Source organism: Afipia massiliensis, assembly GCF_014203115.1.
Taxonomy (GTDB): Bacteria; Pseudomonadota; Alphaproteobacteria; order Rhizobiales; family Xanthobacteraceae; genus Afipia; species Afipia massiliensis.
Genome location: NZ_JACHIJ010000001.1, coordinates 228,203 through 240,507, shown reverse-complemented (window position 1 = coordinate 240,507; position 12,305 = coordinate 228,203). Strand labels below are relative to the sequence as shown.

Here is a 12,305-nt window from a genome sequence, read left to right as displayed (position 1 = left end):
GTAGTCTCACGTCTCGCGCTTCGGCCGTCTGATGGAGTGTCCGTTCTGCGCCGAGAAGGTGAAAGACGAGGCGCTGGTGTGCAAGCACTGCTCGCGCGACCTGCGCGTGGTGCGCCCGGTGCTCCTCGAAATCGAGGACATCGTTGGGGACATCGAAAAGATCCGGCGTGAGTTCGACAGCGTCAGCGCGCGGCTCTACCGGCGACGCCATCCGGTCAGATCCTTTGCCATCCACAGCATCGGCTACATCCTGATCCCGGCGATCCTGCTGGTCGCGGCGCATATCATCGTCACCATCGTGCTGAACGTGTCGCCGCTGTATCTGCGCATTGCTTCGGTGCTGATTCCGCTTCCGTTCGGGTTTTCCATCTTCGCGGTTCAGAAGGTCGGATATCGCGGCGCAGCCCTCGTCGGGATCATCACGGCGCTGCTGAGCGTGTTCTGCATGCTGACCGTCACCGGCCTGAATGACCACGTTCCGATCTTGCCGGCATCCTGGATCGAGTGGCGCGAGGTGCTGGAATACTCGGCGAGCATCGCGCTCGCGTTCCTGACCGGAAACATCCTCGGCATTCTGATGCTGCAGCTTCTGGCCAGTTCGCTGTCGCAGGGCGACAGGCCAAATGCCGCAGCCTATCGCGCGGCGCGGCTGCTCGGGCCCTATGTCGGAGAGGACCAGCTTCGCCGCCGCGCCAGGATTATTCAGGAACTGATGAGGGCGGCAGGGCCCCTAATTGGCATCTTGTCCACAGCCGCAGGTTCGATATATGCGGGCCTCAAGGGGATCCTGGGGACATAGCAGCCCATCGGTGGCCGCCGGCGGAGTTCCAACGGGCCAAGACGCGTGTTATTCCCGCAACGCTGCGATGAATTCGACATCCCAAACGCCTGAAAACGCGCAAAATTGCGCCAAGATCACAGTGTTGGGTACTTCGGTGATTAGCGAATTCTTGATAGTCGGGTGGCACCATGGTTGGCTAGGTACCGATGATCGGGATTCGATTGAGCCGTGATTCGTGCGGCAAATGGAGTGGTGGGTCTTTTTTGGTACGGTTTTTGCTCTATCTAAACATTATTCCGGTGTGTGCCGGGATGGGGCAAACCCCTGAGACAAGATCGAGCGGCGGACGGAGATTGGAATGAGCAAGGTCGGTACGAGCGATTCAAAGAACACTCTCTATTGCTCGTTCTGCGGGAAGAGCCAGCATGAAGTCCGCAAACTCATTGCGGGCCCGACCGTATTCATCTGCGATGAATGCGTCGAACTGTGCATGGACATTATCCGCGAGGAGAACAAGTCGTCGCTGGTGAAGTCGCGCGACGGCATTCCCACGCCGAAGGAGATTTGCAAGGTTCTGGACGACTATGTGATCGGTCAGCAGCACGCCAAGAAGGTGCTCTCGGTTGCAGTCCACAACCACTACAAGCGCCTCAACCATCAGACCAAGCACAACGACGTTGAGCTTGCGAAGTCGAACATCCTGCTGATCGGTCCGACCGGTTCGGGCAAGACGCTGCTCGCGCAGACGCTCGCCCGCATTCTGGACGTGCCGTTCACCATGGCCGACGCGACGACGCTGACCGAAGCCGGTTACGTCGGTGAGGACGTCGAGAACATCATCCTGAAGTTGCTGCAGGCGGCCGACTACAACGTCGAGCGTGCGCAGCGCGGCATCGTCTACATCGACGAAATCGACAAGATTTCGCGCAAGTCCGACAACCCGTCCATCACCCGCGACGTGTCGGGCGAGGGCGTGCAGCAGGCGCTGCTGAAGATCATGGAAGGCACCGTGGCTAGCGTTCCTCCGCAGGGCGGCCGCAAGCATCCGCAGCAGGAGTTCCTGCAGGTGGACACGACCAACATCCTCTTCATCTGCGGTGGTGCATTCTCGGGCCTTGAGAAAATCATCTCTGCGCGTGGCCGTTCAACCTCGATCGGCTTTGCCGCGCAGGTGATGGCACCGGAAGACCGCCGCACCGGCGAAATCTTCCGCGAGGTCGAGCCTGAGGATTTGCTGAAGTATGGCCTGATCCCGGAATTCGTCGGCCGTCTGCCGGTTGTGGCGACGCTCGAGGACCTGGATGAGGTTTCGCTGAAGAAGATCCTGACCGATCCGAAGAACGCGCTGGTGAAGCAGTACCAGCGGCTGTTCGAGATGGAGAACATCGAGCTGACCTTCGCCGACGAGGCGCTTGGCGCGGTGGCCCGCAAGGCCATCGAGCGCAAGACCGGCGCGCGCGGGTTGCGATCGATCCTCGAAAGCATTCTGCTCGAGACCATGTTCGATCTTCCGGGCCTGGAAGGTGTCGAGGAAGTCGTGATCTCGCGCGAAGTGGTCGAGGCGACGGCGCGTCCGCTGTACATTTACGCGGACCGCTCAGATCTCAAGGCGGAAAGCAGCGCGAGCGCCTGAACGAGCCCATAGAAACCGTTGAGGTTTTCAACAGGAACCGGCTGCCGAGCACTCTCGGCAGCCGGTTCTGCGTCTTATGCGACGTTAGAATAAGCCAGTGTGGCGGTTCGCAAGTCCGCATCATTTTGCGGCGCTTTCTTTTGCGGACTTGCGAACCAAAGCCACACTGGAATCCATAATTGCCAGTGTCCTCGTGAATCCGAAGTTCGCTACGGAAAGTGCTGCAAAATGAAGCGAACTTCGGATTCAGGACACTGGATTGGCGGGGGTTTTCGCTCTCTTGACACCCCTATGGGCGATAGCCACCTAATGATGTGCTGCGGCAAGGAAAGTCTTCCGAGTCGCAGCAAATCGACCCGGGCAGGGAGAGGTCGCGTCGCGGCCACTGGCTCAAAAGAGCTCTTTCTTTATCCGGCACACAAGGCACCTTGTGGCGGTCGCGTCAGAACGGCGGACTGCGTGCAAGGGGGCGCAACAAAAGGAATATGGGCATGACAACTGCCTCAAAGCCTCGTCCAGTCATCGTTCACGGCGAAAGCCACTCCTATCCGGTGCTGCCGCTTCGCGACATCGTCGTCTTCCCGCACATGATCGTGCCGCTGTTCGTCGGCCGCGAGAAATCGATCAAGGCGCTCGAAGAGGTGATGAAGAACGATGCGCTGATCTTTCTCGCGACGCAGAAGAACGCGTCCGATGACGATCCGGCTCCCGATTCAATTTACGAGATCGGCACGCTCGCCAGCGTGCTGCAGCTCTTGAAGCTCCCCGACGGCACCGTGAAGGTGCTGGTGGAAGGCCTCGAGCGCGCCAAGGCTGGCAAGTATTCCGACCGTGCGGACTTCTATGAAGCCAGCGCCGAAGCGCTCGCCGACGTCGATGCCAAGAGCGTCGAGGCGGAAGCCTTGTCGCGCTCGGTCGTGTCCGACTTCGAAAGCTATGTGAAGCTGAACAAGAAGATTTCCGCCGAGGTGGTGGGGGTCGTTCAGCAGATCACGGATTTCGCGAAGCTCGCGGACACCGTGGCGTCGCATCTCGCCGTCAAGATATCCGACCGCCAGACCATTCTGGAAACGTTGTCCGTCTCCCAGCGCCTTGAGAAGGTGATGGGCCTGATGGAGAGCGAAATCTCGGTGCTGCAGGTCGAGAAGAAGATCCGCTCGCGCGTCAAGCGCCAGATGGAGAAGACCCAGCGCGAGTACTACCTCAACGAGCAGATGAAGGCGATCCAGAAGGAGCTCGGCGACGACGAAGGTCGCGACGAGCTGGCCGATCTGGAAGAGAAGATCAACAAGACCAAGCTCTCGAAGGAAGCTCGCGAGAAGGCCCAGCATGAGCTGAAGAAGCTGCGGCAGATGTCTCCGATGTCCGCCGAGGCGACGGTCGTGCGCAACTATCTCGACTGGCTGCTGTCGATTCCATGGGGCAAGAAGTCCAAGGTCAAGAAGGACCTCGTTGCCGCGCAGGAAGTGCTCGACAGCGATCACTACGGGCTTGAGAAGGTCAAGGACCGCATCGTCGAGTATCTCGCCGTGCAGTCCCGCGCCAACAAGCTGACCGGACCGATCCTGTGCCTCGTCGGCCCTCCGGGTGTCGGCAAGACCTCACTTGGCAAGTCGATCGCGAAGGCGACCGGACGTGAGTTCGTGCGCGTGTCGCTGGGCGGCGTGCGGGACGAAGCGGAAATCCGCGGACACCGCCGCACCTATATCGGCTCGATGCCCGGCAAGATCATCCAGTCGATGCGGAAGGCGAAGACCTCGAACCCGCTGTTCCTGCTGGACGAGATCGACAAGATGGGCGCCGATTTCCGCGGCGATCCGTCGTCGGCTTTGCTTGAGGTTCTCGACCCCGAGCAGAACGGCACGTTCAACGATCACTACCTCGAGGTGGATTACGACCTCTCCAACGTGATGTTCATCACGACCGCGAATACGCTCAATATTCCCGGACCGCTGATGGACCGCATGGAGATCATTCGCATCGCCGGCTACACCGAGAACGAGAAGGCTGAGATCGCCCGCAAGCATCTCATCCCGAACGCGATCAGCAAGCACGGCCTGAACTCGAAGGAATGGTCGATCGACGACGACGCGCTGTTGATGATGATCCGCCGCTACACCCGCGAAGCGGGCGTGCGTAATCTTGAGCGTGAGCTCTCCACACTGGCCCGCAAGGCGGTGAAGGAGCTGATGATCTCGAAGAAGAAGTCGGTGAAGGTCACGGAAGCGACGCTCGAAGAGTTCCTGGGCGTGCCGAAGTATCGTTACGGCGAGATCGAGAGCGACGACCAGGTTGGCGTCGTGACGGGCCTCGCGTGGACGGACGTCGGCGGCGAGCTGCTCACCATCGAAAGCGTCATGATGCCCGGCAAGGGCCGCATGACGGTGACGGGCAACCTGCGCGACGTGATGAAGGAGTCGATCTCGGCTGCTGCATCCTATGTCCGCTCGCGTGCGGTCACCTACGGCATCGAGCCGCCGTTGTTCGAGCGTCGTGACATCCACGTGCACGTGCCGGAAGGCGCGACGCCGAAGGATGGTCCGTCGGCCGGTGTTGCGATGACGACGGCCATCGTCTCGGTGCTGACCGGCATTCCGATCCGGCATGATGTCGCCATGACCGGCGAGATCACGCTGCGGGGACGGGTGCTGCCGATCGGCGGTCTGAAGGAAAAGCTGCTTGCGGCCGGACGTGGCGGCATCAAGACGGTCTTCATTCCGGAAGACAACGCCAAGGACCTCACGGAGATTTCCGACGCCATCAAGGGCGGCATGGAGATCATCCCGGTCGCTCGGATGGACGAAGTGCTGGCGAAGGCGCTGGTGCGGGTCCCGACCCCGATTGTCTGGGAAGAGGATGTGAAGGCGTTGGCGAAGCCTGACGCAGACGAAGCTGCAGGCGGCCTGACCGCACACTGACACAAAACGGCTGATTGAGCGGAAACGGCGCCTTCGGGCGCCGTTTCTTTTTGACGCACCGGGATATGGAAAAGAGCCGATGAGTGGCTTGCGCCGGACATTGCGGCGGCGCTAAAGAGGGGCTGGCGCTGCGGCGCCAAATGACAGTCGAGAGGGCGGTTAGCTCAGCTGGTTAGAGCATCTCGTTTACACCGAGAGGGTCGGCGGTTCGAATCCGTCACCGCCTACCAATATGGTGCCGTTGGAACCAGATTGCCGATAGATCCCCCCATAAACAACAGGCGGAAATTCTTCTTCGCCACGTTCACTAACGGCTGATCATCGTGGCGAACGAACGAAAGATCGAGCTGGATGGTCTTCGCGGCTACGCCGCTATCGTCGTCGTCATCTATCATTCGATACTCGGGCTCGACGGCACGCAGCTCGATAGAATCCTCCGCGGGGCCTGGTCGAATCTCGGCCCCTACGAAGCCGCGACAAAGATATTCTTCAAAGTTTTCGACGGCGAACTGGCCGTCACGCTGTTCTTCATCCTGAGCGGCGCTGTTCTTTTCAGAAGCCTGATGCGTGAAGACGGCGGGCTCGGCGGCATCGCCGGGAAGTTTTACGTTCGCCGCTTCTTCAGAATTTATCCCGCGCTGCTGGCCTGCCTCGTCGTGTGCGGGTTGGCGTTCGCCGTCGCCGGGCGTGGCGTGACGATGCAGGATTTCGTCGCGAACGCGTTGCTTTACGACTTCAAGATCAATGGCGCGACGTGGACGATCAACGCGGAGATGATCGCGCCGGTCTTCCTCCTCCTGTGTTACGCCGGATACAGGGTAGGCAAGGAGTGGGGCCTTGCGATTGTCGCTTTCGGCTTGATGTATCTGCTGACGCTGCCGCAGTTCGACGGTTACCTGGTCTCCTTTAGAATCTCATGGCTGGGGTTTGCGCTGGGTGTGCTGATCCCAACGAGGATCGGCGAGATGGCGGCATCGATTCTGCCGCGGTGGTCGTGGGCGGCCGTGCTAATTGTCATGATCATCCTGCGCTGGCCGCTGCGGGAGATTTGCATCGCCCTGCTTGTCGCCACGATCTACTACCGGCGGGCGGATGGTATCGATACGTTTCTGTCGAACCGGATTTCGCAGTTTCTGGGCAGGATCAGTTACAGCTTCTATCTTTTCAATGTGCTGTTTCTGGAGCTGATTTGCGATCGGCTGCGGCAGTATCCGTGGGCGGTGGCGCATCCACTGGAGACGGGCGTATGCGTCGCAGTCGTCGTGACCGCATGCACCATTCCGGTGGCTTATCTGTCGTGGGCCTATATCGAAATGCCGTTCAACCGTCTTGGGCATCGTTTGACGGGCCGTGGGCGCGTGGTCCCGGCCGTTCCTCAGTCGGTGCCGTTGTAGATCGGATTCATGGCCGGTTTACCGTGCTGTCTGGCAAACGGTGTCACGTCACCATGCCGCCATCTTGGCGATCTAGCTGTGGTCGCGCGGTGATGTTGTCTGAAAACCGCGTGACGATGTTCTCCTGCGCGGAGTGACCGATGAAGTATTTCATGTGCCGCTTTGTTCCGCCGGGGCCGGATTTCCTCAAGACCATGACGCCTGACGACAAGCTGCTGATGAAATCGCACGGCGAGTTCCTGCAGGCGCTGCTGGAGAAGGGCGGCGTTGTCGCGCACGGGCCGGTGGCCGATCCGTCGGGCGGCTGGGGCATGTCGCTGTTCGAGATGGCGGACGATGAGAGCGCGGACGATGTCCGCGCCATCGTCGCGGAAGACCCGATGATCAAGGCCAATATCGGCGCGCGCTACGACGTGCTGCCGATGCTCCAGCTGCGGATGAGGGGCTAGGGACCGGCGGAATTTTACTCAGTTGTCAGAAGGAATCTCTTACCGCCTACCGTCGACTACGGTTCGCTTGGTTTATCTTTCTTTGTATCGCGATAGGATTGGAATCTCTCGAAGACCACGGCTTGCGGCGCGGCGGCGTTTCTTCCGCTGGTAGTGAATAAGCTTTATGGAACTCTCTTCGCGCCACTTCTATTTCGCGTTGTTCTTTTTTGAGATTTTAGGTGCTGGGGGTGGCGTGATCATTTTCGCGCCGTCTTCGATTAGTCGCTCTGAATGTTTTCCTCCAAAATGTGGGCGCTCTTCTAATATCTTGTGTGCAGCCAGCCGAAGCGATCCTTGCAGTATCCTTGCAAATCCAATCTCTCGGTTTAATTCCCATTCATCATAATGCGTTTTTGAATTCCAATCGAAACGAAGTGGCTGCGCAAGTATTTCTTTCTTTTCGTCCTCCGAAAGCCATTGGTCAGATAAATCTTTAAAATGATCTTCTGCCTCCAGCGCATCGATCATCTTGCGCCGCAAATCGAAGGTACTGCCCCCATCAGCAATTACTCGCAACATTTCTGCGGCAGCTAGAGCAAGGGTACGTTTGGCTTCTCGCTTCGCATGCAGAATTTTTCTATCGCGTACCGCGTGAGGATTTTCGGCCACTACCCGTAGGATAGATTTGTCTTTGTCCTCGTCATCCATCGGAGTGCCTTTAAGGATGCTAGCCGAACCATTGAACCGTATCTTCCTCTGTTCATCGGGGCGGCGCTAGCAAAATTCCGATTGTTTGGGTCACGCCTTTTCCTTCCATATCTCGGCGAGGTGCGCGGTGGCTCGCACCGCAACTTCCATGCCCTGAGCGCTGGACCCATTCGCCGCAGGGAGAGAGGTACCCTAACGCTTGGTTAGCGTGAATTGCGATTGCGTCAGGCGACAAGGCTTTCCGCCAGCACAATCGGTGAGGGCGAGCAGCTTCGCGCCGCGAACGAGGTGCTCCTTGGTGTCCTCAGAGCGGTGCGGCGTCAGCATCGTCATCGCGGTACGCAGCGAATCTTTAATGTCCTCGTTCGCCTTGGTGTCGGTCCTGTCCGTGAGGATGGCGACGTCGATGATGTCGTGGTTGCGCGCGTCGATATCGACGAACACCAGTCCGATCGGCAGCGGCTGCAACGCGACATTGCTGAACGTGCAGGTCGATGCGTTCTGGCAGATCGAGAGCAGGCGGCGTCCCTGTGGCCGCCACAGACATTCTGGCTTTGCATTCGCGCGCACGAGGCACACCGCGATGTCGGGCGCTGCGTTGATGTTGAGTTTTGAATTGCCGAGCCGCGGCACGCCGTCCCACGGGCTACCGTTGATCTTCGTGGCGTCCGCCGTCACCGTGATGTCGAAGCGTTGTTCCTGTGCGTGTGCGCCTGGCGGCACAAAAAGCGCAAAGGCAAGGACTGCGACAAGATGGTTCAAAACCCGGATCATGCTTTCTCTTCCCAGATTGCTGCGAGGTGCACGATCGTCCGCACGGCGCTTTCCATGTCCTGAACGCTGACCCATTCGAGGCGCGAGTGGAACGCATGTTCGCCGGCGAAGATGTTCGGGCAGGGCAGTCCCATGAATGACAGGCGCGAGCCGTCGGTGCCGCCGCGGATACTGCTGAGGACAGGCTGCAGCCCTGCGCGATCGATCGCTTCCAGGGCGTACTCAACCACCTGCGGATGGCGGTCCAGCACCTCCTTCATGTTGCGGTACTGCTGCTTGACCTCGAACGTGTAGGATGAGCGCGGAAAATCCTTCATGACGCCGCGCACGATGTCCTCAAGCAGGGCTTCCTTGTCCTTCAGACCCTGCTCGGTGAAATCGCGCACGATCAGCGACAGGCTCGCGCTGTCGAGGCCGCCTTCGAGGCCGACCGGATGCAGGAAGCCTTCGCGGCCTTCGGTGGTTTCGGGTGCCAGGTCTTTCGGCAGCCGGTCGACAATGCGGGACGCGATCTTGAGCGCATGCTCCATCCTGCCCTTGGCGAAACCCGGATGAATGCTGACGCCCTGAACGGTGATGGTCACGCCGTCCGCCGAGAATGTCTCGTCTTCGAGGTGGCCCGCGCTTTCGCCATCGATGGTGTAGCCAAAAGCGGCGCCGAGCTTTTTCAGGTCGACCTTGTCGGCGCCGCGGCCGATTTCCTCATCCGGGGTGAACAGGATCTTGATGGCGCCGTGCCTGATCTGCGGATTGGCGATCAGGATCTGTGCCGCATCCATGATCTCGGCCACGCCGGCTTTGTTGTCTGCGCCGAGCAGGGTGGTGCCGTCGGTGGTGACGATGTCGCTGCCGATCTGGTCCGCAAGCGCCGGGTTATCGGTGACGCGGATGACCTGCGTCGGATCGGCGGGCAGTACGATGTCGCCGCCGCGATAGTTCTTCACGATCTGCGGTTTGACGTCCTTGCCGGTACAGTCCGGCGAGGTGTCCATGTGCGAACAGAAGCAGATCACCGGAACGGTCTTGTCGGTATTCGCCGGGATCGTGGCGTAGACGTAGCCGTGCTCATCCAGATGCGCGTCTTTGAGCCCGAGGTCGCGCAATTCCTGCGCGAGCAGGCGGCCGAGGTCCTTCTGCTTTTCGGTGGAGGGGCAGGTGGGAGACGACGCGTCCGACTGCGTATCGATTCGCACGTAGCGCAGGAATCGCTCGAGGACGGTGTGGGAGAAGTTCGGAGGCTGCATGTCGTATCCCGTTATCTTCGCGACCTTGGGGGTTGCGGCAATGTACGAGCACCCGTTCGTCATTGCGAGGAGCACTTGCGACGACGCAATCCACCTTGCCTTCTGCGATTCGCAGACTGGATTGCTTCGCTTCGCTCGCAATGACGGGAGCCACAAAAAGAAAAACGCCATCCCGGCGGACCGGAATGGCGTTGGGCCGTCAGGTCGAGAATGCCGGTGTTAGACGGCTTCCTTCAATTCCTTGGCTGCGCGGAAGGCAACCTTCTTGCTGGCCTTGATCTGGATCGCTTCGCCGGTGGCGGGGTTGCGGCCCATGCGGGCAGCGCGCTTGCGAACCTGAAGAATGCCGAGGCCGACGATGCGGATACGCTCGCCCTTCTTGAGGTGCTTGGTGATCTTGGTGACGAGATCGCCGAGGATCGTTTCGGCGGCCTTCTTCGACAACTCGTGCTCTTCGGCCAGTGCTGCGGCAAGGTGCTTCAGGGTAACGGTTGCTGGGGTCGCTGCTTTCTTCGCCATGTGTGGCCCTCCTCGTGGATACTAGGCTGTAGAACTACTTGTAAATCAGGGCTTATTTGATTCGGGGGCGCTCTGCCTACGAGTTTTGCCCGTAAATAGCCTATTTTTTGAATCGACAGGAATAAAGTAGCTGTTTTTTAGAGGGATTCGTGATTTTCCGCCGATGCGGCGCAGCACAGCAGGGCCGCCGACAGCAGACGTCACGCCGCGCGAGACGCGGGGTGGAAACGAACCAGTTTTGCTGAAGTGTTTGTTTTCAGAAGAAAATCTGGCGCGAGAGACGGGGCTCGAACCCGCGACCTCCGGCGTGACAGGCCGGCGCTCTAACCAACTGAGCTACTCCCGCATGACCATGAACGGCCCGCAGGTGGTGGGACTTAAAGGGGGGGACATACCAAGTCAAGGTGCGCCGTTGCTGTTCTTGTTTGTTCGTTATTTTGGAAACCGTCCGGCTTCATGTAGGAACACCGCGTACCCCTAGAAAATGCCGGGATCAACAGTATTCCCGGCATCTGAACCGCACTCAGCCGAGGAGCGCCGTATGTCTGCCACCAGAACCGCGACCAACCGAAAATATAGATTGGCCGTGATTCCCGGCGACGGCATCGGCAAGGAAGTGGTGCCGGAGGGGCTGCGGGTGCTGGAGGCGGCGGCCAAGAAGTTCAATTTCGAACTGCAACTCGACAGTTTCGATTTCGCCTCCTGCGACTACCATCTGAAGCACGGTCAGATGATGCCGGACGACTGGAAGACCCAGATCGGCAGCCACGACGCAATCTTCTTCGGCGCGGTCGGCATGCCCGCGATTCTCCCGGACCACGTTTCGCTGTGGGGATCGCTGATCCAGTTTCGGCGGGAATTCGACCAGTACGTGAACCTGCGTCCGGTGCGCCTCATGCCCGGCGTAAAGTCACCGCTGGCCGGGCGGAAGCCGGGCGACATCGACTTCTTCGTCGTCCGCGAGAACACCGAGGGCGAATATTCATCGATCGGCGGGCGCATGTTCCCCAACACCGACCGCGAGGTGGTGCTTCAGGAAACCGTCATGTCGCGCGTCGGCGTCGACCGGATTCTGAAGTTCGCCTTTGAGCTCGCGCAAAGCCGCCCGAAGAAGCACCTGACATCCGCGACCAAGTCGAACGGCATCTCGATCACGATGCCGTACTGGGACGAGCGGGTCGAAGAAATGGCCAAGAATTACCCCGGCCTGAAGTGGGACAAGTATCATATTGATATTCTGGCCGCGAACTTCGTCCTGCATCCGGACTGGTTCGACGTCGTGGTCGGCTCGAACCTGTTCGGGGACATCCTGTCCGACCTGGGACCGGCCTGCACCGGCACCATCGGCATAGCCCCCTCGGGGAGCCTCAATCCGGAACGCAAGTTTCCCTCGCTGTTCGAGCCGGTACACGGGTCCGCGCCTGACATCGCCGGGCAGGGGATCGCCAACCCGGTCGGCCAGATCTGGTCGGCGGCGATGATGCTGGATCACCTCGGCGAGCCCGAAGCCGGCAAGGCGATTGTGACGGCCATCGAAACCGTTCTGGCCGACGAAAAACTGAGAACGAGGGATCTCGGCGGCAAGGCCGACACGGTTGCATGCGGCAAGGAAATCGCGCGCGTGCTGTCCTGAAGCCCTACCGCGTCCGGTCCAATTTTCCGCTGATTTATCGGACCGGACGGCGCGCCCTTAGTCTTTAGTTCCAGAGGCCCCAAGTCCTCGCAGCGAACGAGACGGGTGTGCGTCCTGCGCGCCCGCTGCATGGCGCCATGTCGAAATTGCGAAGAACCTGAGCAATAAAAATAGCTTGTCTTGCCCTGCGTGTTGCGCTGCGCTATCCCTCAGAACCATTCCAATGTTCCGCGAATCTCGGGAACAAAGCCGACAGCATAAGGGTCGCCG

10 protein-coding genes and 2 tRNA genes are annotated in these 12,305 nt (G+C 59.7%); 7 read left to right on the top strand and 5 right to left on the bottom strand.

Annotated features, from left to right (window positions below; all coding sequences use genetic code 11):
- Window positions 1–31: 31 nt before the first annotated feature.
- The 6 genes from HNQ36_RS01090 to HNQ36_RS01065 all read left to right on the top strand — a co-directional run bounded on the left by HNQ36_RS01090 (window position 32) and on the right by HNQ36_RS01065 (window position 7,175).
- Entirely contained in the window at window positions 32–799 is a 768-nt protein-coding gene (locus HNQ36_RS01090; RefSeq protein WP_184082120.1) for a hypothetical protein, read from the top strand.
- Between the two features lie 340 nt (window positions 800–1,139).
- A complete protein-coding gene (gene clpX, locus HNQ36_RS01085) occupies window positions 1,140–2,414 on the top strand; it encodes an ATP-dependent Clp protease ATP-binding subunit ClpX (RefSeq protein WP_184082119.1) in 1,275 nt (424 codons plus the stop codon).
- Window positions 2,415–2,905: 491 nt separating this feature from the next.
- The gene (gene lon, locus HNQ36_RS01080) at window positions 2,906–5,332 is read left to right on the top strand and encodes an endopeptidase La (protein WP_184082118.1); all 2,427 of its coding nucleotides are present in this window, start codon (window positions 2,906–2,908) and stop codon (window positions 5,330–5,332) included.
- 153 nt (window positions 5,333–5,485) lie between these two features.
- Window positions 5,486–5,562, top strand: a tRNA-Val gene (locus HNQ36_RS01075).
- 93 nt (window positions 5,563–5,655) lie between these two features.
- Window positions 5,656–6,726: an acyltransferase family protein gene (locus HNQ36_RS01070; RefSeq protein ID WP_184082117.1), complete on the top strand. Its 1,071-nt coding sequence runs from the start codon at window positions 5,656–5,658 to the stop codon at window positions 6,724–6,726.
- A gap of 140 nt (window positions 6,727–6,866) precedes the next feature.
- Window positions 6,867–7,175 carry a YciI family protein gene (locus HNQ36_RS01065; protein ID WP_184082116.1) on the top strand — a complete coding sequence of 103 codons (309 nt, stop codon included), beginning with the start codon at window positions 6,867–6,869 and terminating at the stop codon, window positions 7,173–7,175.
- A gap of 189 nt (window positions 7,176–7,364) precedes the next feature.
- Here HNQ36_RS01065 and HNQ36_RS01060 read toward each other — a convergent pair whose 3' ends face one another.
- The 5 genes from HNQ36_RS01060 to HNQ36_RS01040 all read right to left on the bottom strand — a co-directional run bounded on the left by HNQ36_RS01060 (window position 7,365) and on the right by HNQ36_RS01040 (window position 10,748).
- On the bottom strand, window positions 7,365–7,865 hold the full coding sequence (locus HNQ36_RS01060; protein WP_184082115.1) for a hypothetical protein: 501 nt from the start codon (window positions 7,863–7,865) through the stop codon (window positions 7,365–7,367).
- A gap of 192 nt (window positions 7,866–8,057) precedes the next feature.
- Complete coding sequence (locus HNQ36_RS01055; protein WP_184082114.1) at window positions 8,058–8,639, bottom strand: hypothetical protein; 582 nt, start codon at window positions 8,637–8,639, stop codon at window positions 8,058–8,060.
- The gene (pepT, locus tag HNQ36_RS01050; RefSeq protein WP_184082113.1) at window positions 8,636–9,883 is read right to left on the bottom strand and encodes a peptidase T; all 1,248 of its coding nucleotides are present in this window, start codon (window positions 9,881–9,883) and stop codon (window positions 8,636–8,638) included. The genes HNQ36_RS01055 and pepT overlap by 4 nt, the downstream gene beginning before the upstream one ends.
- A gap of 219 nt (window positions 9,884–10,102) precedes the next feature.
- Window positions 10,103–10,402 carry an HU family DNA-binding protein gene (locus HNQ36_RS01045; RefSeq protein WP_184082112.1) on the bottom strand — a complete coding sequence of 100 codons (300 nt, stop codon included), beginning with the start codon at window positions 10,400–10,402 and terminating at the stop codon, window positions 10,103–10,105.
- A gap of 269 nt (window positions 10,403–10,671) precedes the next feature.
- Window positions 10,672–10,748 (bottom strand) — tRNA-Asp (locus HNQ36_RS01040).
- A gap of 195 nt (window positions 10,749–10,943) precedes the next feature.
- On the opposite strand from HNQ36_RS01040, the gene HNQ36_RS01035 reads away from it, so the two are divergent.
- Window positions 10,944–12,035 (top strand): tartrate dehydrogenase, encoded by a 1,092-nt coding sequence (locus HNQ36_RS01035; RefSeq protein ID WP_184082111.1) that lies wholly within the window; start codon window positions 10,944–10,946, stop codon window positions 12,033–12,035.
- The last annotated feature ends 270 nt before the right edge of the window (window positions 12,036–12,305 follow it).

Coding starts and splice junctions, on each gene's coding strand:
- pepT (WP_184082113.1), bottom strand. CDS start 9,883: ATGCAGCCTCCGAACTTCTCCCACACCGTCCTCGAGCGATTCCTGCGC.
- HNQ36_RS01060 (WP_184082115.1), bottom strand. CDS start 7,865: ATGGATGACGAGGACAAAGACAAATCTATCCTACGGGTAGTGGCCGAA.
- HNQ36_RS01045 (WP_184082112.1), bottom strand. CDS start 10,402: ATGGCGAAGAAAGCAGCGACCCCAGCAACCGTTACCCTGAAGCACCTT.
- HNQ36_RS01055 (WP_184082114.1), bottom strand. CDS start 8,639: ATGATCCGGGTTTTGAACCATCTTGTCGCAGTCCTTGCCTTTGCGCTT.
- HNQ36_RS01035 (WP_184082111.1), top strand. CDS start 10,944: ATGTCTGCCACCAGAACCGCGACCAACCGAAAATATAGATTGGCCGTG.
- clpX (WP_184082119.1), top strand. CDS start 1,140: ATGAGCAAGGTCGGTACGAGCGATTCAAAGAACACTCTCTATTGCTCG.
- HNQ36_RS01090 (WP_184082120.1), top strand. CDS start 32: ATGGAGTGTCCGTTCTGCGCCGAGAAGGTGAAAGACGAGGCGCTGGTG.
- HNQ36_RS01065 (WP_184082116.1), top strand. CDS start 6,867: ATGAAGTATTTCATGTGCCGCTTTGTTCCGCCGGGGCCGGATTTCCTC.
- lon (WP_184082118.1), top strand. CDS start 2,906: ATGACAACTGCCTCAAAGCCTCGTCCAGTCATCGTTCACGGCGAAAGC.